This is a genomic window from Variovorax sp. SRS16 (assembly GCF_901827165.1).
Taxonomy (GTDB): Bacteria; Pseudomonadota; Gammaproteobacteria; order Burkholderiales; family Burkholderiaceae_C; genus Variovorax.
In genome coordinates this window covers 507,742-528,757 of the sequence record NZ_LR594668.1, presented here as the reverse complement: position 1 = coordinate 528,757, position 21,016 = coordinate 507,742, and the positions used below count along the sequence as shown (strand labels likewise).

Below are 21,016 nucleotides of genomic sequence, written 5' to 3'. Positions count from 1 at the left end.
ATGGACATGAATCTGAACATGGCCATGAATCTCAACCGTCTTGTCTTCAAGTTCCACTGCTTTTTGTGGTCCTTCAACCGCTCGCACTTCTACCGCGATCTGTCCGACAACATCACGCGCAGAGTCGGCATCGGTGCGTTCCTGGAGCGCGCTGCATCCAATGCCCGCATCTTCAAGGACAGCACGGCGGTGCGTGTCTACCAGGCCATGTCAATGCGCCTGGCAGCTGGCCAGAGCGCGACGCTCTCCGAGATCGTGCTTGGAATTGCGCCGCCCTCCGACCAGCTCCTGATGCGCTCGGTCGACGACGCTGGCGCGAGTCAGGCCCAGGCGTTGCTGCTTTGCGCCGACGCGGTTGAATTCCAGCAGCGCTCGCTTCGTGTCATCGGCTTCGAGCTGATCGTGCCTCTGGTCGCCATCCCTATCGTTGCGGCGATCACGTACATCACCTCGGGTATCGTCACTGGCATCGCTGCCGGTGGGTCGGACCCTGAGGTCTGGAACGGGTTCAACGGCTTCGCTCGCTGGCTCGCGGAAACGGTGACGACCTATGCCGTCGGGATCTCCATCGCCGCGGTCGCGGCGATCGCAGGCACGATCTACGCGCTGCCCCGCTGGACCGGCAACCTCCGTTTGCGGGTGGAGAACTGGCCGGTGCTGAGCCTGTACCGCGACTACAACGCGGCCGTCGTCCTGAGCGCTGTCGCAATGATGATCCGCTCAGGCCGCACGATGGTCGAGGCGCTTGAAGCGCTGCGTTCGCCGTCCCAGCCTTGGCTGCGCTGGCACATCGCGCGGATCCTCCGTTCGATCGAAGACAACCCGACCGACTACATCGCCGCGTTCGGGCGCGGCCTCATGCCGCCAGCGGTGCGAGCCCGCCTGGCGAGCTTGACGGATTCGAATCGGTCGTTCGACGAAGCCCTCATCGTGCTCGGCACCAGCGAGATCGCGAGCTTGGAAAAGCGCGTGAAGCTGTCCGCGGAGGCCATGAAGTGGGCCTTGCTCAGCGTCTTCGTGTCCGTCGCGGTGGTCCTGTCGATAGGAACCATGTCGATCGCGAGTTCGCTCGCCAGCAGCAGCGATCCGACCACGCGTCTTCTGCATCGGGTGCAGCAGAACTAGTCGGCTGCGACCTGTCACCTTTCAAACACTTCTTTCCCCTCCTGTTTCCTCCTGTTCTCTGAATGATTTTCTCGATGTTTACCCAAGTGTCTTTCCGCAACCGCATTCTTCGTCGTGCCACCAGCGGCCAGCAGCGCGGCGTGAGCGTCATGTCCGTCTTGCTTGGTCTGGCTATCGCAGCGGCCGTCGCAGCAGTGATCTACAACCAGTACAACGATTCGAAGCGCAAGTCACGCATCGAAGCGGCGCAATCCGAGATCGCAACCATCATCGCGGGCGTTCAGAAGCTCTATGGCAACGCCAACCAGTACGGCGCGGTGACCACCGCCATCGCTGTCCAGTCGGGCGTGGTGCCGACGCGCTTGCGCGTGGCCGGTACGAACACGGCTCAGAACGTCTACAACGGCGTCATCGAGTTCACGCCTGCGACCATCACCTCGCCCAACGATTCGATGACCGTGACCTACGGCGGCGTACGTCAAGAGGACTGCCAGGACCTGGTCCTCGGCAGCGACACGATGACGCGGCGCATGGCGGTCGGCGCGACGGTGGTGAAGGCTGCCGACGTGGCCGTCGACGTGTCCGCGCTCGCGCAGGCCTGCGACTCGAATTCGACCAACGACATCAATTTCACGTTCGGTCGCGGCCAGTAAGTTCGACCTCATCTGGCACGCACATGCGACCCAATCCATCGAGGTGCTTCCGCTCGCATCAGGCGGGCTTTGCGCTCCTGTCGACGCTTTTCGCGCTGGTCATCGTCGCCATCCTTGCTGCGGGTCAGATCGAAGCGCAAGCCTTGCAGCGCAAGATCGTTACAGGGCGCCTGCAGGGGGACGTGCTGTCCCTCATCAAAAAGGCGGCGAACGACTACACGATGGATGCTTACGCGCAGCTGCAGCTTGACCAGCCGGCGACCCACGAAGGCCTCACCTTGGCGCCAGGATCCACCAACGGCCAGTCCATGGCACCGACCATTGCGAACTTGATCGCGATGAAGTATCTGCCGCCTGGTACCAGCGCCACGGCGCAGATCAACGACGGGACATATCGGGTCAGGCTTGAGAAAATCCCTGCGGGCTGCATCGGCGTCGCGTGCAATGTGACCGGCATGGTCTACATCGACCAGCCCATCCGCCAGCCTGGCACCACCGAAATGGCCGGCGTCCAGGTCGGCTCGCTCATGGACACGGCGGGCGGTGACGTGCTGGTGGCCCTGAACACAAACCCGGCTTCGATGATGGCCGTCAACGGCGCGCCGCTGACCAATCCCGTCCTAGGAACTCCTTCGGGCGTCGTGGGCGCGCGCATTGGCTTTGGGTCCATCGGCTTCGGTCGCTTCTTGGTATTGAACGATCCGCGTGATCCGAATTTTCAGGGGAACTTGACCATCGCGCAGAACTTCAACGTAGGCGGCACCTCGACATTCACGGGCGACGTGAACGTCAACAATTGCGTGCGCCTGCAGCAGGACGGCCGGGGCGGATTCAATTGCCTCGATCCGACTGACTTGCCGAGCGGCTACTCGGGCGGCGTGCGCGCGATTGATGTCGTCTCCAGCGGCAGCGTCCTCGCCTCTGACGCACCGGCATCGTTCACCGGCAACAACACGAACTTCGCGCAGCTCGTAGCGGGCGGCGGCGGTGTTGAGGCGATGGTGAAAACCTCCGGTCAGGTCGCCGGCGATCGGCTCGCTCCAACCGGCGCCTACACGCCGGGCACCGCCTGTTCGACGCCAAACGCGATCTCCGGTTCGAATGCAGCGTTCTCCGGTCTGGTCATCTGCGCGGGCGGCATCTGGACGCCGTTGGCGACTGTGGCAGTTGTAGGCGCGGCTTGCCCAATGGCTGGACAAGGCGCGATGGACAACCAAGGGCGGCAGCTCTTCTGCTTCAACGGCACGTGGAATTTCTTGAGTGATTTCTTGCCTCCTGCGACTGTGGGCGCGGTGTGCTCGGTGCCCGGCGCGATCGGCTACACGGTCCCGACGCCAGGCGCCGGATCTGCTGCGCTCGTGTGTCGCGCCAATCCCTCAGGTGGCCCGGCTCGTTGGTTCCGGCTTCAGGACGTCACTTCGTCCCTCGTGTTCGTCACGGCCTACGAAGTTGTCCATGGCAGCGTGATCGCAAAGCCGACGTGCACGGCCGCTGCCGGCCAGACGCCGGTGCCGATCCCGTTGCTGGTGCCCAAGGTCGAGTCGAGCGACGACGGCGGCTTCAACCGCTTCGTGATCGACAGCGCTGGCTCATGGACAGTGCAGCTCACGAGCGGCCATGGCAACGCGCTCGCCGCGAACCCTTCGGCCTCGGCCCTCTTGCAAATCTACTGCTACTACCCGTGAGAAAGGCGACCTATCAATCCCTCGTCCAACTGGAACCTTTCGAACTCTCGGCGCAAACGCGAGCAACCAAGAACGATCATGAATATCACCCGAAGAAGAAACTCCATCGCATACATGATGGCCACGACCGTGCTGGTTGCAAGCCTCTGCGGCATGACGACGGCGCAAACGATTCCCGCCAGCTCCGCGGACTCGGGTCGCCGAGCTGTCATCTCCGTCGATCAGGCCACGATCACCAACAACGTCAATAACGCACAAAGCACAGCGAACGCTGCATACAACTATGCAGGCGCCGCGTACAACTATGCTGATGCGGGCTACAACACCGCAGTTGGTGCAAGCAACTATGCAGGGGCTGCGTACGGGTTGGCCGCCGATGCCCAGGCGCGAGCCATCAATGCGCAGAACTCGGCAGGGAGGGGCGGTTTTGCAACGGCTCTCATGAAAACGACTTTTCCGAGTTTGAACGCCGGCGGAGAAGTGTTCGCATGCGTGTGGAGTTGGCCAGGTGTCGAAGCTGTACCAATCTCAGGAGGCAATCCCGGCGAGTCGTACGTCTTCTATTGTCCTGCAGGCAGCGGCAAGTACGTTCTGAGCACATACACGTCCGAACAAGCTGGCGGCGGCCCCAACGGCGGCGGGATGTAGTCAAGAAATGGCCCCTCGGGCCTTTTGTGAAAACGCCTGGAAGCCTTCAGCGAGGGGTAAGGCCGAAGTCGACGTCTTCGAACTTCGCCCAAGCGGCGTTGTCTTTCCTGCCAACCTTTGCTTCTGCATAGCCACCGCTGCCATCGTTGAAGATGATGATGCGAACAGCAGGGCAGGCGCGCATCAAGGGCCGCGGAATGATCGTAGTAGTCGCGACCGTCTTCTCTACTTGGGCGGGCATCTCGCGCTCGAAGCACTCGTCAACCCCAGTCCCCAGGAGTCGGAACGTGTAGCCAGATCCCTCCTGAAAGAGTTGAGCCTTTGCGGCACGATAACCGGCATTCGTGTCCGAATATCGGTTTGTCGCAAATGTGTTAGGCGTGAGCTTAAAGTTCCACTCGCCAACGGGCGCAGCACTTGCATCCGTGAGGCCCACCGCACCAACCAGCATGAAGGAAGAGAAGAAGAATTTAATGATAATGCGTTTCATGTTGAGCCTTGTTTTCTCAACACGCATTAGCGTTGAGACGATGGCAATTTGTCGTGGATTGTCTCATATTGCAATAGCAAATGCACTTGCTATGTTCTCGGCGTTGTAAGCCGAACGTCGTAGACTCGTGGCTTCGATGACGAAACGTCTCACCCAAACTGAAGACATATCGCAAGCCGTCAAGGAAATGGGTGCTCGCCTGCGCGCAGCGCGCAAAGCTCGTGGATTGACCCAAGCAGACATGGCCGCTCTTCTTGGCATCTCGATTCCTACGTACCAGCAGCTTGAGTACGGCCGAGGAACCAGTACTCTTTGGACGTGGGTCGCTGCTTGCCTCCTGGTCGGCCTGAAGGCGTAGCGCACGTGCCATGCGCGTCGCATCGAGGTGGCAGGCTGCGTCGATGAGTTGAACTTTCAGATCTGGGAGCGGCCGATGAACAGCCTTGCCAAATGTGAAGCGCGAGACGGCGAAGGGGGGCGCGCGTTCGAGGAACGGCGCATCGACGCTGTTCAACAGCGCGCCCGCAACGCTGGCCAGCAACGCCAAAGTGAATGCCGCCCTGACGGCGGCCAGCACCACCGACCTCGCCCTGAGCGGCGTCCTGCGTGGACAACAACGGTGTGCTGAAGATGGGCACGCCTCTGGTTAACAGCAACAGCTGTCTCAGACCGTCTGCTCCAGAGCGGCCCCCGCGCAGTGGCAAGCGGCCACACCCCGCTACAGATCATCAATCTCGGCGGCCTGGGCGCACGGACCATCGGCAATGGCATCGCGGTCGTTTCTGCACAGAATGGCGCGACGAGCACCAGCACCAGCGCGGCACGGCACGGCACTCACGCTCAACGGCGATCAGTTGGACGTCGGCGCCTTCCAGTATCTGCTCTTCGCGGCCGATGCCAATGGCCAGGCCGGCAGCTGGTCCCTGAGCACTCAAGCCCCGCCGCGACGGCGACCGGGGTGCCAGCGGCACCGGCTGCACTATGTACCGCGCCGAAGTGCCGCTCTATGCGGTGCTGCCGATCGTCCTGCGCCAGGGCGATCAGGCGATGCTCGGAGACCTGCATCCCCGCGTGTGCGACGAGCGAGGCATGGCAGCGGCAACGGCCGGCAGCGCCGATGCGTCGGCCAACGGCTGGGGCGGCGCCAACCGGCATGCCTGGGGCCGCGTGATTGGCGGCATCACCGGCAGCCAGGGCGGCGTGATGCAGGTCGAGAATCCCACACGCAGGGCAGCTTCCAGGCCGGCGTCCACCTGTTCGCCAACCCGCCCTGGAGCGACGGCGCCTGTGCCGGTGTCATGCTTTGGCCGCGCGGTCGGCGCGCTTCTCGCCGATCTTGTGCCTGGTGGTGTCGGTGGCTTCGGAGGCGGCCTTTCGTATCTGCCGTGGACAAGGCGGTCAGGAGCAGGGGCCAAGAAGCAGCCACCGTCGTTAGTCTGCCGGATCGACGATGAGCTGAAAACATGGGCGACGAAGCATTTCGTCACTATCGTCGCTGCCATCTGATCTGCGGGCCCCTTGAGTGGCGGCTCAGAGGACCGATGATCCAGGCGTGTCGAACCCCAAATCCCTGGCGCGCGAAGACAGCCGGCAGATCCTGCGCGTGCGCAGCTACCTCATGGCGGCGGGCACCAGCGTGCTGGTCGTGGTCCTGCTGCTGGCCTGGCATCTGCTGGGCATGCTGCGCACCGGTCCGTTCGTACTGATCACGACGCTGATCGTGGGCTGGGTCGCCGTCTTCTACGCGCTGTTTCGCACAGGCCTGAACCGACAGGCCGTCGATGCCAGCCTGACGGTGCCTCAGATGGCGGCGGCGTCACTCACGCTGCTGACAGCCGCATTCGTCGCGGACGGTGGCCGCGCCGTCTTCCTGGTCCTGCTGACGATGGTGCTGATGTTCGGCGTCCTGCGCCTGCGCACGCGCGCCCTGCTGGTCTACGCGGCCTGGGTCGTGGCCGGCTATGCCGGGGTGATCGTCCTGCTGCGGATCTTCAAGCCCGAGACGCTCGATCTGAGGCTGGAGGTCACGCAACTGCTCGTGCTCGCCGTGGCGATGCCCTGGTTCGCCCTGATGGGCGGCTACATCAGTGCGCTGCGCGAGGAACTCAAAAGCGCCCTGCACACGGTCGAAGACCGCGAGCGCACGCTGGCAGAAGCACAGCGGCTCGCGCACTTCGGAAGCTGGTCCTTCGATGCCGCGACGCAGGCCGTCGAATGGTCGACGGAGACCTATCGCATCTTCGGTCTCGATCCGGCGAACAGCGCCATGGTGGGTGCCCAGTTCCGCTCGCTGGTGCACGAAGAGGACCGCGACCGCTATGTCCAGCTCATCGACCGGGCCGTCGAGGGCCTGGAAGAATTCGACGCCGAGTACCGCATCGCGCTGCCCTCCGGCGCCGTGCGCTGGGTCCACGCACTGGCGAAGCCGGTGACGAGCAGGGGTCGGAGTCCGCTGCTGCGCGGCACGGTCATGGACATCACGGAGCGCAAGGCGGCCGAGGACCGGATCCGCCAGCTGGCCCACTTCGACGCGCTGACCGGCCTGCCCAATCGCAATCTCTTCATGCAACTGTTGCAGCACGCGCTCGCGAAGACGCTGCGGCAGGGCACGCCGCTGGCGCTGCTGTTCGTGGACCTCGATGGCTTCAAGACAGTCAACGACACGCTGGGTCACGACGCGGGCGATCTGCTGCTCGCCGCCTTCGCGCAGCGCCTGCGACGCTGTCTGCGCTTGTCCGACGTGACGGCCCGTCTCGGCGGCGACGAGTTCGTCGTCCTGATCGACGATTTCGACGGTAAGGCCGAGGTCGGCGCGGTGGCCGAACGGGTGATGGTCGCCGCCTCGACCCCGTACCAGATCAGGGAACGATCCTGCAACGCATCGGCCAGTATCGGCATTGCGATCTTTCCGGAGGCGGGACGCGACATCGAAGCGCTACTGCGGAACGCTGACCAGGCGATGTACCGGGCCAAGCACGATGGCCGCGGCACTTTCAGGTTCTGGACGCACGGGCGGGCAGGTCCCGAAGCCGCCGCGCCCGCGGACGACACTGCGGGAACCTGAAGCTGCGGACGGCAAAGCTCAGTGCGCGTCGTTGCCCATTGCAGCGGGCCGAGCCAGTCGGTCAACCGGCTTTTTTCAACGCCTGCTTGGCCTTGCCGGCCGAACTCTTCGACCGGTTCTTGTGATAACCAGACTTGACGCTATTCACAGCCTTGCCGACAGGCCCGCTTTTCTTGGCCTCGCTGTCGGCACGCTTCTCGTCGATCTTGTGCTTCGCAGCATCGGTCGCTTCGGAAGCGGCCTTGCCTATCTGCGCGTGGACCGAAGCGGTCGTGAGCACCGTCAGCGAGGTCGCGAGCGCGATCAGGGCTTTGTTCATCAAAGTACTCCAGATAGAAGATCTGGCGGCATCATGACATCAGACCATGCCGACGGGTGTTGGGGCAATGGCGGACGCCCTGAAGCTGCACGCGTCCTTGACACTCTGTTCGCCGGCTTTTGCAGCCGGAACATGCGAAGCGGTTTGGCACATCCGACGTTGGCCGCATGTCGTCATGGGCTCGATGGTCGCGGCACGTACTAGGGTCTGTTAACACAAATGGAGCCCATCGGCGATCAACGCGAAGCTGATGAAGCCGATGAACATCACGTCGAGTTTCTCGAAGCGGGAGAAGATGCGGCGGTAGCCCTTCAGGCGCCGGAACAGTCGCTCGACCTCGTTGCGACGCTTGTACATCTCTCGGTCGTCCTCCCAAGGCTCGATTCGAGTCTTCAGAGGTGGCCCCACGGGGATGAAGCCCAGATCAAGCGCGAGCTGCCGAGTCTCATTGCCTTCGTAGGCGCGGTCTATGAGCAAATGAAGCGGTCGATCCGGCGCACCCAGGCGGCTGAGCAGGGCGCGCCCCTCGGGCGCATCGTGGGCCTGGCCAGGCGACAGCGAGAACGTTACGGCCGTTCGAGCATCCGCGGCAACCATATGAATCTTGGTGGTCCACCCGCCTCTGGATTTGCCGATCGACTGGGGGCCGTTTTTTTTAACGCGCCCGTGCCATCGGGATGCACCTTCACGATGGTGCTGTCCAGCGACACAGCCTCGATTCGGATGCGCACCACCTGGGCTTTTTGAAACTCCTCGAACACACGGTCCAACACGCCGCTCTTGGACCAGCGGTTCATGCGCGTATAGATGGTGTGCCAGTTGCCGAAGCGCTTGGGCAGGCCGCGCCACTTGCAGCCGTGCTCGGCGACATACAGGATGGCGTTCAACACACTCAGATTCGACAGGCTGACATTGCCGCGTTGCAGCGGCAAGCAGTGCTCGATCTGGGCAAATTGGGCTTGGGTGATCTCCATGGATGAAGTATCTCGCAACAGCCATGGGTTGCTCAATTAGTGTTAACACGCCCTAGTCAGCATGCTGGCGGGAGTCGGGAGCCTGATCAGGCCCGTGATTATCGGCTGGTTGAATGAGTACACCAAAACCCTCGCAGCGGGACAGTACTACATTGCTGCACTGATGATCGTCGGCGCCGTCACCGTGATCGCGATCGCGATCGGTCACCACAACAGGATCCGTGCGGGCGAGCAGCCCACGGCTCAGGGCGATGGCTTGATCAGAAGCACAAACCAACGGGCGCTCTGAGGGAAAGCCGGCATTCGCCTGCCGTTTGCACAGGGGACAATCGCGCGCATCCCACGCTGCGAGCAAAGTCCCATGCAATCCGGCAAAGCCACCCAGATCCAGCTCGACATCACATCCGATCTGCAGAAGTGGCGCGCGTTTCTCGCCATTGCCGAACTCGGCAGCCTGACGCGCGCGGCACTGTTTCTGGACAGCAACCAGTCGCTGTTGAGTCGTCACCTGAATGCGTTGGAACGGGAATGCAAGGCTCGCCTCTTCAACCGCACCGGCCGCGGCGTGGCGTTGTCGGATGTAGGGCAGCGCATCTTCCCGCTGGTGAAGGCACTGCTTTCGGATGCGGAGCAACTCGAGTTGGAAATCCACGGTGATGCGCGCGAGCCTTCCGGCCGGGTCACCATCGGATCGTTGCCCTCGATCACCAATCCGATCGTTGGCCGCCTGTTCAAGCAATTGCGCGAGCGTCACCCGGGAATTCAACTGAAGATCCTAGAGGGCTCGAGCGGACAGGTTGAGGAATGGCTGGCCGATGCGCGCGTCGACATCGCCATCCTCTATCGGTACGGCAACGTGCTGCACGAGCAGGAGCAAGCGCTGGCCACCGTTGACAGTTACCTCATCGGTCCGGCAGGCGACCGGCTGACCAAGGCGCCCGAGATCCCCTTCTCTTCGCTGCACGAGCTGCCGTTCATTCTGCCAAGCGCGCCCAACGGACTTCGCACAGCGCTCGACGCAATGGCGCGTCAGGAGCACATCATGCTCGCGCCGGCTCTGGAAGCCGATTCGCTTCCCCTCATGCGATCGACGGTCGCCGAGGCCAAGCTCTACACCGTCTTGCCCATTCACGCAGTATGGACGGAGGTGCAGGAAGGCCGACTGCAAGCCGCCAGGATCATTTCGCCACCGCTGCAACGGATCGTTTCCATGGCATTGGCGCGCACGAAGGGGCCTGGCCGGGCCGTGTCGGCCGTCGCATCGGAGATCGTCAGCATCGTGGAAGACAGCGCACGCACCGGCATGTGGCATTTCGGCGGTCCTACGTAGCCTGCGCCTTGCACGCGCGCGCATAGCAGCGTTGCGGTGCGCGCAGATGCGCAGCCTGTGCTTGTCCCCTAAGCTCGTTGGCAACGATCGACCACAGGAGCCACCAGCATGCCAAGAATTTCCCTGCCCGCGCCTGAGACGATGAATCCTGAGCAGCGCGCCGTCTACGACAAGATCATTTCCGGTCCGCGCGGGCGCCTTCAGGGTCCGCTTCGGGCCGCACTCCACAACCCGGAGCTCGCCGACAAATGGCAGGCGATCGGCGCCCTGCTGCGCTACGGCACGACCCTGCAGCCGCGGCTGTCCGAGATTGCGATCCTGGTCACCGGTCGTGCCTGCAGTTCGCCTTTCGAGTGGTACGCCCACCGCGCCGAGGCAGAAAAGGCCGGCATCGAGCTCCCGATCATTGAAGCGCTTCTCGCGCAGACCGAACCGCCGGGCATGTCGGCAGACGACGCGGCCGTCTACCACTACGCCGTCGAGCTCAATCGCCACAACTCCGTATCCGACGCGACCTACGCGGTCGCTCTTGCACGCTTCGGCGAGCGCACCGTGGTTGAGCTGACGGCGCTGGTCGGCTACTACACGATGGTCGCGATGACGCTCAATTGCCACGAGATTCCGCTGCCGGAAGGCGTGCCGCCCGCGTTCCCGTTGCCTCAAAAAGCAGCATTGCAATGATCGACTCGGCAAGCGCTGGCAGTGGCGTCGCGGGTTGGGATTGCCATGCCCACCTGTTCGGTCCTTACGACTCCTTCCCCCTGGCGGCCGAGCGCAGCTACACGCCGCCTGAAGCCATCGAGTCAGCATATCTGGCGCTGCTCTCACGACTTGATCTTGGCCATGGCGTGCTGGTGCATCCAAGTGCGTATGGCAAAGACCACTCGCTGCTGTTGCATGCCTTGGCCGCGCAGCCCGCCCTGCGGGGCGTGGTCGTGGTGCAACCTGATGATGCACTGGCACTTGGCGGCTTGCGTGAGCGCGGCGTGCGTGGCGCACGCTTCAGTCATCGCAGCGGCCCGAGCACCAACTTCCCAGGGAGCGCGTCATTTGACGACCTGTGTGCGCTGGCTCCGGAATTGGCAGATGCGGGTCTGCACGCGGAACTCTGGACCGATTGCAAAGCCTTGCCGGCCATCGCGCCACAGTTGCTGAATTTGCCCATACCTATCGTGATCGACCACATGGGCGGCTTCGACGTGAACGCCGGCGTCGACGATGCGGGGTTCCGCACGCTGCTCGACCTGCTCGCAACCGGCAAAGTCTGGGTCAAGCTTTGCGCTTACCGCAACCTACTCGGTTTGCTCGACGGACAAGCGGGGCGACCGTTCCAGCAAAGGATGATCGAAGTCAACCCCGAGCGTTTGGTTTGGGGGAGCGATTGGCCGCACCTGCGCGTGACCCCCGCGCCCGATGCCGCGCAATTGCTTGCGATGTTCAAGGACTGGGCGGGGAGCGCAGCGGTCGCGGACAAGGTGCTGCGCATCAACCCGGAAAGCCTTTACCGATGAACGCGCCCATCGCGACGACGCATCTTCCGCAGGCCACGCTGTCGGTCCTCGCCACTGCCGTTGCAGCCGCGCTGGCGCTGAGCGCCTGCAGCCGCAGCAGCGACGTCGTTGCGGACGGCGCGGCCGTGAACACCCCCCAGGCATGCAGCGCGCTGGCAACGGGCGTCGCCCTGCCGCCCAACACGCGCATTCTTGCCGCGGTGTTCGAAGCGGCCACGCCAACGCAGCCGGTGCATTGCCGCATCGATGGCGACATCGATGACCGGGTCGGCGTCGATGGCCAGCACTACGCCACGCGGTTCCGGCTGCGCATGCCGCAAGACTGGAACCGGCGCTTCTACATGAGCGGCGGTGGAGGCACCAACGGTGTGCTGGTCGACCCTGTCGCCGTGATGGCGCAGGGTTACGCCACCATCGGCACCGACGCCGGCCATGACAACGCACTCAACAGTCGACCTGACGCCGGCGGCACGGCGGCTTTCGGCCTCGATCCACAAGCGCGGATGGCCTTCGCCTACGCGGCCTACGATCAGGTCACGCGCGTCGGCAAGCTGCTGACGCGGACCTACTATGGCCAGCCGCAGCGCTATGCGTACTTCCAGGGCTGCTCCGAAGGCGGTCGGGAAGCATTGCTGATGTCGCAGCGCTTTCCGGAACACTACGATGGCATCATTGCCGGCGATCCGACGCTGCACTTGCCGCTGGGGCCGCTGGCGGGCATCTACACCACGAAACTCTTTGCCGGGTTGGCCCGGCGCACGGGCAAGACACTTCCGGATGGGCAACCAGCCATCGGCCTCACCTTCAGCGACCTCGACTTGCTGCTCGTGCGAAATGCAGTGCTGAAGGCATGCGATGCGCTCGACGGGCTCTCCGATGGAATCGTCGTCAACCTGCCCGCCTGCACCGGGCCACGTGTTCACACGCAATTGCTGGCGATGCAATGCGCGCAGACCAAGACCGACAGCTGCCTGTCGGCTGATCAGATCGAGACGTTGGAGACCGCCTATGCCGGTGCCGTCGATTCGAAGGGCCGGCAGCTCTACGCGAGCTGGCCCTGGGACCCGGGCATGGGCGGTGTGTCCGCGAAGGACAACAGCTACAACCAGACGTGGCGCTCCTGGTGGCTCGGATCGGCGAACGCCGCAGCCAACAACGCGATCAAGCTTTCGTACGTTTCCGCCATCTCGGTCCTCTACACCTCCGCGCCGAAGCTCCCATTCACCGGCGCGGATGCGTTGCCCTTCTCGCTGGCCTACGACTTCGACACCGATCCGGCGAGGATCTACAGCACGTCCGCGCCCGGCGCCACGCCGGTCTATGCACCGTCATCCGCAGTCATGTACTTCACGGACACCACCGACCTGTCGTCCTTCCGGAAACGAGGCGGCAAGCTCATGGTCTACCACGGCGGCGCCGATTCTTCCGTGTCGATCAACGACACCTTGCGTTGGTACGAGGGCGTCGCCAGGCAGTCGGGCGGCAATGCGCAGGACTTCGCTCGGATGTACGTCGTACCGGGCATGAACCATTGCCGCGGCGGCCCCGCCACCGACAGCTTCGACATGCTGCCGCAGCTGGTGCAATGGGTAGAGGGGGGCACGGCGCCCGAGAGCGTTGTCGCCAAGGCCAGTAATCCGGGCTATTTCAATGTCGATGCACGCAGCCGACCGCTGTGCACCTATCCGCGCCAGGCCCGCTACAAGGGCACCGGGGACATCAACGATGCCGCCAACTTTCGCTGTGAATAGAAGGCAGGCGCCGAGACCGCCAGCCATGGCGGGCCTGGATCAACGCTGCATCGCCACAGCGTGAGGCGTATCGATCAGCCATCGGCAGGTTCCGTGGATTGGAAGGAGGGGCGGGCTTGCAAGATTGCAAACCAGTCGGCGAGACGGGGCGCCAGCGCACGCCAGCCCAGTGAGTGGAAGCGGTAGTCGAGATAGCCAAGGGCGCAGCCAAGCGTCACGTGCGCGATGGAGAACGGCGCGCTGCCGATCGCGTCGGCCTCTGCGTCGAGCAATTTCAGTGCGGCGCGGGTCTTGAGCTCGAAGGCATCCGCCAGCGCCTGCAACGGATGCTCGCGTTCGCGCTCGTTGCGCCACAGGATCAGCACATCGAGCAGGCCATCCCCCAGCGCATGCCAGCGCAACGCCTGCCATCGTGCTTCGTCCTGCATCGGGAACAGCGAACCCCCGGCCTGATCGTTCAGGTATTCGCAGATCACGATCGAATCGAAAAGCGTCGAGCCGTCTTCGCGCACCAACGTCGGGATCTTCGACAACGGGTTGTCCACCATGATGGCCTCGTTGGGCTTGAGCATGGCCGCAACCGAGCGCACCAGTTCGAGCCTGGGCAACATGCCAAGTTCGTGCGCGCAGATCATCACCTTTCGCACATAGGGCGACTTGGGCGACCAGTGAAGTTTCATCCTTGCCGTCATCAGATCGCTCCCGCAGTACGCAATGATTCGACGCATGCCGGGCTGTAGCCCAGCTCCGCCAGGATGTCATCGCTGTGCTGGCCGAGCAGCGGCGGCGCGGCCTGTGTCTGCAGCGGCGACTCGGCAAAGCGCATCGGACTGACCACCTGCGGCACGTCGACCCCGCTCGGGTGCGGCACGTAGCGCAGCATCTCGCGCGCCTTGACTTGCGGTTCCTTGAACACGTCCGCCACGGTGTTGATGGGGCCGCAAGGCACGCCCACCTTGTCGAGCGCTGCGATCAGCCGGTCGCGCTTCCACTCGGCGAACACGTCGCGCAGCATGCCCGACAGTTCGCCGATGTTGCGCACCCGCTGTGCATTGGTGGCAAAGCGTTCGTCGGCGATCCAGTCCGGCCGTCCGAAGACCTCGCACAGCTTCGCGAACTGGCCGTCGTTGCCCACCACCAGGATCACATCGCCGTCGGCACAGGCGTACACGTCCTGCGGCTGGATGTTGGGGTGCGCGTTGCCGTTGCGGCGCGGCACCTCGCCAGAGACCAGGTAGTTCATCGCCTGATTGGACAATGTGGCGACCTGCACGTCGAGCATCGCGATGTCGATGTTGTCCCCGACGCCCGTTTCGTTGCGCCGTGCCAAAGCGGCCAGCACTGAAACGGCGGTGTACATACCGGTCATCAGGTCGACCATCGGGATGCCGACCTTCTGCGGCCCGCCGCCCGGGCGACCGTCCTTCTCGCCGGTCACGCTCATCAGGCCGCCCATGGCCTGGATCAGGAAGTCGTACGCGGGCTGGTCGCGCCGCGGCCCCGTCTGGCCGAAGCCGGTGACCGAGCAGTAGATGAGGCGCGGGTTGATCTCGCGCAGCGAAGCCTCGTCGAGCCCGAAGCGCTTCAAGGTGCCCGCCTTGTAGTTCTCGAGCACGATGTCCGCCTTAGCGGCCAGCGCCTTGACGATCTTCTGCCCTTCGGGCTTTTCGAGGCTCACGGTGATCGAGCGCTTGCCACGATTGACGGCGAGGTAGTAGCCGGCTTCTTTCGTATCCTTGCCTTCTGCGTCCTTCAGGAACGGCGGGCCCCAGGTGCGAGTGTCGTCGCCGGCGCCGGGCCGTTCGACCTTGATCACGTCGGCGCCGAGGTCTGCGAGGATCTGGCTGGCCCAGGGGGCGGCGAGTATGCGGCTCAGGTCGAGCACCTTGACGTGCGACAGCGGGCCCTTGGCGGTGGTCATGCGAAGTCTCCTATGGTTGAAGACGATTCTGGAATTGCGATGCGTTCCGGACTACGCCCTCGGCGACAACGCTGTGATGCGCCGCGCCGCATACCTGCGACCTGCACAGGATCAGGCCGCATAGCAGGTATGCGCCGGAGACCGGTGCCAGGCTTCGCCCATGTTCCTAAAGTTCATTCACTACGAACCGGAGACACTGACCATGAATCGACTTTTCAAATCTGCCGCGGCGCTCGTCTTTGCATTGGCCGCAACTTCAGGATGGGCGCAGGCCTACCCGACCAAGCCGATCCGCGTGATCGTGCCCTTTCCCGCAGGCGGCCCTGTAGACCAGACAGCGCGTGCGCTAGGCTCCAGGCTGAGCGTATCGCTCGGCCAGTCCATCATCATCGACAACAAGGGCGGCGCCGGCGGCCTGCTTGGCGCCGATGCGGTTGCCAAGTCGCCGGCGGATGGCTACACGCTGCTGTTCTCCTCTGCCGGCGCGCTGGCCATCGTGCCGCACATCGTGCCGTCGATGCCCTACAACCCGCAGAAGGATCTGGTGGCCGTGACCCAGGCGCTCAAGGTACCCGCAGTGCTGGTCGTGTCCGCCAACTCGAAGTTCAAGACATTCGCAGACCTGAAGGCGGCGGCCACGGGCGATGCCAGCAAGATCAACTATGCGTCGGCCGGCAGCGGCACCACGCCGCATCTGCAAGCCGAGCTGCTCAAGCGCGAAGCAAAGCTCAACATCACCCACATCCCCTATCGCGGTGCGGCACCTGCGCTGACAGACCTCATGGGCGGGCAGGTCGACATGATGATGGTCGACATCCCGGTGGTGCTGCCCTTCATCCAGTCGGGCAAGCTGCGCGCGCTGGCTGTGACCAATGCCAAGCGCATTCCAGTGCTCAAGGATGTGCCCACGGTCGGCGAGCTGGGCTTTCCCAAGGCCGAGGCCTACAACTGGTACGGGATGCTCGCCCCGGCTCGCACAGCGCCCGAGATCATCAACAAGCTGTACACCTCCCTCGACGCTGCGTTGCGCTCGCCAGAATTGAAGCTGCAGTTTGACCTGCAAGGCGTGGAAGTCGTCGGCAGCAAGCCCGAGGAATTCGGAGCGTTCATCTCCGCCGAGTCGGAGCGCTGGGGCGCGCTGGCAAAGGCGGTGGGCGCCAAGATGGATTGAGTGCAGCGGCCGGTGGATCGGCCGAGTTGGCCATTTCATTCGCAGGCTTCAGCGCTCGTTTGAGCGCTGAAGCCTTTGTCGTTTACGCCGCCACAGGCCACCTGGCCAATTCAAGCTTGGCGATGGCATTGCGGTGCACTTCGTCCGGACCGTCGACGATGCGCACGGTGCGCTGGTGCGCATACGCCTCGGCGAGCCAGAAGTCCTGACTGAGACCGGCCGCGCCATGGGCCTGGATCGCCCAGTCGACCACCTTGCACGACATGTTGGGCGCGACCACCTTGATCATGGCGATCTCGGCACGCGCTTCCTTGTTGCCGACCGTGTCCATCTTGTAAGCAGCGTTCAGCGTCAGCAGCCGCGCCTGATCGATCATGCAGCGCGACTCGGCGATGCGTTCATGCCAGACGGATTGCTCGGCCAGCGGCTTGCCGAAGGCGATGCGCGAACGAAGCCGATCGCACATCATCTCCAGCGCGCGCTCCGCGGCGCCGATGGAACGCATGCAGTGGTGGATGCGTCCTGGGCCAAGGCGGCCCTGGGCGATTTCGAAACCGCGGCCTTCGCCAAGCAGGATATTGCGCACTGGAACGCGCACGTTCTCGAGCAAGACTTCCATGTGGCCGTGCGGTGCGTCGTCGTAGCCGAACACCGACAGGTGGCGCAACACGCTCACGCCGGGCGTGTCGCGCGGCACCAGAACCATCGACTGCTGCGCATGGCGCGGCGCGTCAGGGTCGGTCTTGCCCATCACGATGAAGATTTTGCAGCGCGGGCTGCCCGCGCCGGACGAGAACCACTTGCGGCCGTTGATGACGTACTCGTCGCCCTCGCGCGTGATGGTGCACTGGATGTTGGTGGCGTCCGAGGATGCCACGGCCGGCTCGGTCATCAGGAAGCCGGAGCGGATCTGGCCGGCGAGAAGCGGCTCGAGCCACTGGTCCTTTTGCGCCTCGGTGCCGTAGCGCTCGATCGTTTCCATGTTGCCCGTGTCGGGCGCCGAGCAGTTGAACACCTCGCCTGACCAGGAGACACGGCCCATCAGTTCGCACAGAGGTGCGTAGTCCAGGTTCGAGATGCCCGGCACCCCGCGATGCTCGTGCGGCAGGAACATGTTCCAGAGGCCGGCGGCGCGCGCGAGCGGCTTGAGTTCCTCGATCAGCGGCGACACCTGCCAGGCATTGCCCGAGCGACGGAAGGCGTCCATCTCCTCGTGGTAGCGTCCCTCGTTGGGATAGATGTGCTGGTCGAAGAACTGCCGCATGCGCTGCAGCAGGTCCTGTGTCTTGGGGGAGGGTTCGGCAAACATGGTGTGTCCTTCAGTCTTGAGGGCCGCGTCCGGTCCTGACGCTTGCTGTTCAAGATTAGAACGCTGCCAATGGAAAGAAGCCGTCTCGCGCGCGACGAGACGGCTGGTGATCGGACATCAGTCGAGGCGTACGCCGGAGCGCTTTACCACCTCTGACCACTTCGCTGTATCCGCGCGAATCAGTGACGCGAATTCCTTCGGCGTGCTGAGACGAACTTCGATGCCGGCATCGGCCATCTTCCGGACGATGTCAGGCGACGACATGGCCGCACCGATCTCGTCATGCAACTTCACGACGATGTTGGCCGGCGTGCCGGCGGGTGCAAGTACGCCGAGCCAGAGCGACATTTCGTAGTCGCCCATGCCAGGTGTCTCGGAGATGGTGGGCACGTTCGGCATGATCGGCAGGCGCTTGCGGCCGGTGAGTCCCAGCGGGCGTACCTTGCCGCTCTTGACGTATTCGACGAAATTCGACGCGGTGTCGAACATCATCGAAGTGCGGCCGCCGAGAAAGTCGGTCATCGCCGGCGCGCTCCCTTTGTAGGGAACGTGCGTCAGGTCGACCTTGGCGAGGCTCTTGAAGAGCTCACCCGACAGATGGCTGGTGGTGCCGTTGCCCGCCGATGCATAGGTCAGCTCGCCAGGCTTCTTGCGCGCAAGCTCGATGAGTTCGGCCACCGACTTGGCGGGCACATTCGGATTGACCACGAGCAGGTTCGACGTGCTGTGTGTGAGGGTGATCGGCTCGAAGCTCTTGACCGGGTCATAGCGCAGGTTCTGGTACAGGCTCGGGTTGATGGTGAGAGAGCCCATGGTGGCGAACAGCAGCGTGTAGCCGTCGGGGGCCGAAGTTGCCGCTGCTTCGGCGCCGATACCCCCGCCAGCACCCGCGCGGTTGTCGATGATCACGGCTTGGCCGATTCGCTCTGCAAGCTTCTGCCCCAAGGTGCGCGCCATCAGGTCGGTCGCGCCACCTGCGGGGAACGGCACGACAAAGCGGACCGGCTTTTCCGGATACCCGGTCGCACGGGCGGGCAGGGCCAGCGCCGAGAACCCGAACGATGCGCCAGCCAACAGCAGACCGCGCCGGGTCGGGTGCAGGTTGCGCGGCCCGCGGGGATGCATGGGTGAACCCGTAGCCGCCATGGCTCAGCGTCCCGTGAAGACCGGAGGGCGCTTCTCCGCAAACGCGCGCTGCGCTTCCCTGGCGTCGTCGGTCTTGCCGATCAGCGCCGTCATGTCCTGCTCGTAGCGATAGCCGTCTCGCAGGCTCAGGTCCTCGATGACGTTCAGTGTGTGCTTGCCCATGCGTGTCGACACCGGGCTCTTGGACGCGATGGTGGCCGCGATCTCCAGCGCCCTGGGCATCAGATCATCCGGCGTCGTGCATTCTTCAATGATGCCTAGGCGATAGAGCTCCGCGCCCGGCACGCGCATGCCTGTCAACATCATGCGCCGCAAGCGGGAGTGGCTGAACAAACGCATCGCATGACGGCAGCCGCCGAGCAGCCCCACGTCGACTTCGGGCAGGCCGAGCGATGCTTTTTCCGATGCGATCAGGATGTCGCTGGACGCGGCCATCGCCACCCCGGAGCCTAGCGCGGCGCCGTTGATCGCACAGATCACTGGCTTGGCGCACTCCCGGATCGCATGGAAACATTCGCGCGTCCGCCTCGAGTGTGCCGGCAGGTCGCCTGGCCCCTTGATGACCGACGCGCGGCCCTTGAGGTCGGCGCCGGCACAGAACACCTTGCCCGCGCCGGTCAGCACGACGACGCGCACTTCGTCCATCTCGGAGATGCGGTCGAGGGCCAGCGTGAGTTCGTCGTTGAGCGTGCGCGTGAGCGCATTCACTGGCGGGCTGTTGAGCGTGAGGGTGGCTACGAAGTTGTTCAGTTCGTAGTTGAGTTGGGTCAGGTCGTTCATGGTCTCCGTTTCCGGCGCGAGACGCGCTCGTCTTGTTCGGTGCTGCCAGTCTAGTGACGGGCCAGCCACGACGAAGCCATCGCTCCCACAGAGCTGGTATGCGCTTTTCAGCAAGTCACGTGTTGGCAGAAGCGGCGGGAGCGCGCTGTCCGGCGCCAAAACTGGCTGTCTAGAACTAGAACCAGTACTGCCATGTATGCCTGAAAGCAAGCGGGGCGACGACCGGTTGAATCCGCAACCGCATAGCGGTCACGCACCTTTCCATCCGCCCACGCTATAGCCGCCGGTCAACTTGAGAAGTAGCTTTCAGGCGCCAGTTCGCGAAGCGCCGCAAGGTGTGCGGTGATGTGGTTGATGTGGGACGACACGCTCGCGCCGAGGCCTGCCACGTCGCGTGATGCCATTTGCGCCAGCATCTGCTCGTGTTCCTGCAATGCACGCTCCGCATGACCGCCCACGTGGCCGAGGAGCAGCCAGCGCACCCGGTCGAACTGCCGCTTGATGGGTTCGAGCATCTCCCAGACGTGTCCACGCCCCGCGAACTCGAACAGGCGGCGATGCATCAACTCGTCAAGCTCTGAGAACCTGTCGACCTCCCCACTCTCGACTGCGCTGCGTTGACGCTGGACGATCTGCCCGAACTCTTCGAGCTGCGAGGGCGTGATGGTCTGCGCCAGTTGTACGTGGCTGGCGCATTCCAGCGTGCTGCGGACGAAACGACCTTCTTCGAGCAGTTGCATGCGTACCGGCGCCACGATCGTGCCGACCTGCCGGTAGATCAGGACCATCTGCTCGTCGGCCAGCTGTGCCAGCGCCTCGCGCACCGGCGTGCGGCTGACGTCGATCAACTTCGAGATCGTGGCTTCGGACAGTGCGGTGCGCGGAGGGAGCGTGCCGCGCACGATGGCCTGCAACAGCAGGTCGTGCACCTGTGCGGTGTAGGAGCGTGCCGGATCGAGTTGAAAACCGGCAAGCGCCGCGACCAAGGGGCCTTCGGCGGGTGCCGGCTCCGCCTTGCCTCGGTGGCGGGGCGGCACGGGTGGGGACGTGGCAATCATGACCACCATGGTAGTGCACAAAAATACCTGGCGGAATGCCGGGTTTACCCGCTAATTTGGGGCGCAGCTCGCCCATTAGAC

At 63.8% G+C, this 21,016-nt stretch carries 22 protein-coding genes and 1 pseudogene; 13 read left to right on the top strand and 10 right to left on the bottom strand.

What is annotated here, in order from left to right:
* The 4 genes from E5P2_RS34755 to E5P2_RS34740 all read left to right on the top strand — a co-directional run bounded on the left by E5P2_RS34755 (window position 1) and on the right by E5P2_RS34740 (window position 4,111).
* Window positions 1-1,125 carry a hypothetical protein gene (locus E5P2_RS34755; protein ID WP_162571591.1) on the top strand — a complete coding sequence of 375 codons (1,125 nt, stop codon included), beginning with the start codon at window positions 1-3 and terminating at the stop codon, window positions 1,123-1,125.
* Between the two features lie 74 nt (window positions 1,126-1,199).
* Window positions 1,200-1,778 (top strand): type 4 pilus major pilin, encoded by a 579-nt coding sequence (locus tag E5P2_RS34750; RefSeq protein ID WP_162571590.1) that lies wholly within the window; start codon window positions 1,200-1,202, stop codon window positions 1,776-1,778.
* Between the two features lie 23 nt (window positions 1,779-1,801).
* Window positions 1,802-3,463, top strand: coding sequence for a hypothetical protein (locus tag E5P2_RS34745; protein ID WP_162571589.1), 1,662 nt, complete (start codon window positions 1,802-1,804; stop codon window positions 3,461-3,463).
* A gap of 78 nt (window positions 3,464-3,541) precedes the next feature.
* Complete coding sequence (locus E5P2_RS34740; RefSeq protein ID WP_162571588.1) at window positions 3,542-4,111, top strand: hypothetical protein; 570 nt, start codon at window positions 3,542-3,544, stop codon at window positions 4,109-4,111.
* Between the two features lie 46 nt (window positions 4,112-4,157).
* On the opposite strand, the gene E5P2_RS34735 is transcribed toward E5P2_RS34740, so the two are convergent.
* Complete coding sequence (locus tag E5P2_RS34735; RefSeq protein ID WP_162571587.1) at window positions 4,158-4,601, bottom strand: hypothetical protein; 444 nt, start codon at window positions 4,599-4,601, stop codon at window positions 4,158-4,160.
* A gap of 16 nt (window positions 4,602-4,617) precedes the next feature.
* Window positions 4,618-5,178, bottom strand: a complete 561-nt coding sequence (locus E5P2_RS38050) for a hypothetical protein (protein ID WP_232081005.1) — start codon at window positions 5,176-5,178, stop codon at window positions 4,618-4,620.
* A gap of 93 nt (window positions 5,179-5,271) precedes the next feature.
* Between E5P2_RS38050 and E5P2_RS38465 the strand changes: the two are divergent.
* The 3 genes and pseudogenes from E5P2_RS38465 to E5P2_RS34720 all read left to right on the top strand — a co-directional run.
* Window positions 5,272-5,397 (top strand): annotated as a pseudogene (locus tag E5P2_RS38465) (hypothetical protein); the annotation flags it as partial.
* Window positions 5,398-5,582: 185 nt separating this feature from the next.
* Window positions 5,583-6,107 (top strand): hypothetical protein, encoded by a 525-nt coding sequence (locus tag E5P2_RS34725; RefSeq protein ID WP_162571585.1) that lies wholly within the window; start codon window positions 5,583-5,585, stop codon window positions 6,105-6,107.
* A gap of 46 nt (window positions 6,108-6,153) precedes the next feature.
* On the top strand, window positions 6,154-7,665 hold the full coding sequence (locus tag E5P2_RS34720; RefSeq protein WP_162571584.1) for a diguanylate cyclase domain-containing protein: 1,512 nt from the start codon (window positions 6,154-6,156) through the stop codon (window positions 7,663-7,665).
* A 61-nt stretch (window positions 7,666-7,726) separates the two neighbouring features.
* On the opposite strand, the gene E5P2_RS34715 is transcribed toward E5P2_RS34720, so the two are convergent.
* Together E5P2_RS34715 and E5P2_RS34710 are read right to left on the bottom strand one after the other, a co-directional pair.
* Complete coding sequence (locus tag E5P2_RS34715; protein ID WP_162571583.1) at window positions 7,727-7,984, bottom strand: hypothetical protein; 258 nt, start codon at window positions 7,982-7,984, stop codon at window positions 7,727-7,729.
* A gap of 210 nt (window positions 7,985-8,194) precedes the next feature.
* A protein-coding gene (locus E5P2_RS34710; RefSeq protein WP_162571582.1) for an IS5 family transposase occupies window positions 8,195-8,958 on the bottom strand; the annotation gives its coding sequence in 2 pieces (ribosomal slippage) (window positions 8,195-8,643 and window positions 8,643-8,958; 765 coding nt in all).
* A 94-nt stretch (window positions 8,959-9,052) separates the two neighbouring features.
* On the opposite strand from E5P2_RS34710, the gene E5P2_RS34705 reads away from it, so the two are divergent.
* The 5 genes from E5P2_RS34705 (at window position 9,053) to E5P2_RS34685 (ending at window position 13,550) form a co-directional block, all read left to right on the top strand.
* Window positions 9,053-9,247, top strand: a complete 195-nt coding sequence (locus E5P2_RS34705; RefSeq protein ID WP_162571581.1) for a hypothetical protein — start codon at window positions 9,053-9,055, stop codon at window positions 9,245-9,247.
* Between the two features lie 72 nt (window positions 9,248-9,319).
* On the top strand, window positions 9,320-10,288 hold the full coding sequence (locus E5P2_RS34700) for a LysR substrate-binding domain-containing protein (protein WP_162571580.1): 969 nt from the start codon (window positions 9,320-9,322) through the stop codon (window positions 10,286-10,288).
* Between the two features lie 108 nt (window positions 10,289-10,396).
* Window positions 10,397-10,969, top strand: a complete 573-nt coding sequence (locus E5P2_RS34695) for a carboxymuconolactone decarboxylase family protein (RefSeq protein ID WP_162571579.1) — start codon at window positions 10,397-10,399, stop codon at window positions 10,967-10,969.
* Entirely contained in the window at window positions 10,966-11,799 is an 834-nt protein-coding gene (locus E5P2_RS34690) for an amidohydrolase family protein (protein WP_162571578.1), read from the top strand. The genes E5P2_RS34695 and E5P2_RS34690 overlap by 4 nt, the downstream gene beginning before the upstream one ends.
* Complete coding sequence (locus E5P2_RS34685; RefSeq protein ID WP_162571577.1) at window positions 11,796-13,550, top strand: tannase/feruloyl esterase family alpha/beta hydrolase; 1,755 nt, start codon at window positions 11,796-11,798, stop codon at window positions 13,548-13,550. The genes E5P2_RS34690 and E5P2_RS34685 overlap by 4 nt, the downstream gene beginning before the upstream one ends.
* Before the next feature lie 74 nt (window positions 13,551-13,624).
* On the opposite strand, the gene E5P2_RS34680 is transcribed toward E5P2_RS34685, so the two are convergent.
* Together E5P2_RS34680 and E5P2_RS34675 are read right to left on the bottom strand one after the other, a co-directional pair.
* Window positions 13,625-14,230, bottom strand: a complete 606-nt coding sequence (locus tag E5P2_RS34680; RefSeq protein WP_174262743.1) for a glutathione S-transferase family protein — start codon at window positions 14,228-14,230, stop codon at window positions 13,625-13,627.
* An 11-nt stretch (window positions 14,231-14,241) separates the two neighbouring features.
* Window positions 14,242-15,471, bottom strand: coding sequence for a CaiB/BaiF CoA transferase family protein (locus tag E5P2_RS34675; protein WP_162571575.1), 1,230 nt, complete (start codon window positions 15,469-15,471; stop codon window positions 14,242-14,244).
* A 202-nt stretch (window positions 15,472-15,673) separates the two neighbouring features.
* On the opposite strand from E5P2_RS34675, the gene E5P2_RS34670 reads away from it, so the two are divergent.
* A complete protein-coding gene (locus E5P2_RS34670; protein WP_162571574.1) occupies window positions 15,674-16,642 on the top strand; it encodes a Bug family tripartite tricarboxylate transporter substrate binding protein in 969 nt (322 codons plus the stop codon).
* An 82-nt stretch (window positions 16,643-16,724) separates the two neighbouring features.
* Here the strand turns inward: E5P2_RS34670 and E5P2_RS34665 are convergent, their stop codons facing one another.
* The 4 genes from E5P2_RS34665 to E5P2_RS34650 form a co-directional block, all read right to left on the bottom strand.
* Window positions 16,725-17,951 carry an acyl-CoA dehydrogenase family protein gene (locus E5P2_RS34665; protein ID WP_162571573.1) on the bottom strand — a complete coding sequence of 409 codons (1,227 nt, stop codon included), beginning with the start codon at window positions 17,949-17,951 and terminating at the stop codon, window positions 16,725-16,727.
* A gap of 117 nt (window positions 17,952-18,068) precedes the next feature.
* On the bottom strand, window positions 18,069-19,076 hold the full coding sequence (locus tag E5P2_RS34660; RefSeq protein ID WP_162571572.1) for a Bug family tripartite tricarboxylate transporter substrate binding protein: 1,008 nt from the start codon (window positions 19,074-19,076) through the stop codon (window positions 18,069-18,071).
* Window positions 19,077-19,100: 24 nt separating this feature from the next.
* The gene (locus E5P2_RS34655; RefSeq protein ID WP_162571571.1) at window positions 19,101-19,877 is read right to left on the bottom strand and encodes an enoyl-CoA hydratase/isomerase family protein; all 777 of its coding nucleotides are present in this window, start codon (window positions 19,875-19,877) and stop codon (window positions 19,101-19,103) included.
* A 287-nt stretch (window positions 19,878-20,164) separates the two neighbouring features.
* Window positions 20,165-20,935 carry a GntR family transcriptional regulator gene (locus tag E5P2_RS34650; RefSeq protein ID WP_162571570.1) on the bottom strand — a complete coding sequence of 257 codons (771 nt, stop codon included), beginning with the start codon at window positions 20,933-20,935 and terminating at the stop codon, window positions 20,165-20,167.
* Between the last annotated feature and the right edge of the window lie 81 nt (window positions 20,936-21,016).

Coding starts and splice junctions, on each gene's coding strand:
- E5P2_RS34745 (WP_162571589.1), top strand. CDS start 1,802: ATGCGACCCAATCCATCGAGGTGCTTCCGCTCGCATCAGGCGGGCTTT.
- E5P2_RS34700 (WP_162571580.1), top strand. CDS start 9,320: ATGCAATCCGGCAAAGCCACCCAGATCCAGCTCGACATCACATCCGAT.
- E5P2_RS34755 (WP_162571591.1), top strand. CDS start 1: ATGGACATGAATCTGAACATGGCCATGAATCTCAACCGTCTTGTCTTC.
- E5P2_RS34660 (WP_162571572.1), bottom strand. CDS start 19,076: ATGCATCCCCGCGGGCCGCGCAACCTGCACCCGACCCGGCGCGGTCTG.
- E5P2_RS34735 (WP_162571587.1), bottom strand. CDS start 4,601: ATGAAACGCATTATCATTAAATTCTTCTTCTCTTCCTTCATGCTGGTT.
- E5P2_RS34715 (WP_162571583.1), bottom strand. CDS start 7,984: ATGAACAAAGCCCTGATCGCGCTCGCGACCTCGCTGACGGTGCTCACG.
- E5P2_RS34655 (WP_162571571.1), bottom strand. CDS start 19,877: ATGAACGACCTGACCCAACTCAACTACGAACTGAACAACTTCGTAGCC.
- E5P2_RS34750 (WP_162571590.1), top strand. CDS start 1,200: ATGTTTACCCAAGTGTCTTTCCGCAACCGCATTCTTCGTCGTGCCACC.
- E5P2_RS34675 (WP_162571575.1), bottom strand. CDS start 15,471: ATGACCACCGCCAAGGGCCCGCTGTCGCACGTCAAGGTGCTCGACCTG.
- E5P2_RS34725 (WP_162571585.1), top strand. CDS start 5,583: ATGTACCGCGCCGAAGTGCCGCTCTATGCGGTGCTGCCGATCGTCCTG.
- E5P2_RS34650 (WP_162571570.1), bottom strand. CDS start 20,935: ATGATTGCCACGTCCCCACCCGTGCCGCCCCGCCACCGAGGCAAGGCG.
- E5P2_RS34665 (WP_162571573.1), bottom strand. CDS start 17,951: ATGTTTGCCGAACCCTCCCCCAAGACACAGGACCTGCTGCAGCGCATG.
- E5P2_RS34685 (WP_162571577.1), top strand. CDS start 11,796: ATGAACGCGCCCATCGCGACGACGCATCTTCCGCAGGCCACGCTGTCG.
- E5P2_RS34690 (WP_162571578.1), top strand. CDS start 10,966: ATGATCGACTCGGCAAGCGCTGGCAGTGGCGTCGCGGGTTGGGATTGC.
- E5P2_RS34740 (WP_162571588.1), top strand. CDS start 3,542: ATGAATATCACCCGAAGAAGAAACTCCATCGCATACATGATGGCCACG.
- E5P2_RS34680 (WP_174262743.1), bottom strand. CDS start 14,230: ATGAAACTTCACTGGTCGCCCAAGTCGCCCTATGTGCGAAAGGTGATG.
- E5P2_RS34670 (WP_162571574.1), top strand. CDS start 15,674: ATGAATCGACTTTTCAAATCTGCCGCGGCGCTCGTCTTTGCATTGGCC.
- E5P2_RS34695 (WP_162571579.1), top strand. CDS start 10,397: ATGCCAAGAATTTCCCTGCCCGCGCCTGAGACGATGAATCCTGAGCAG.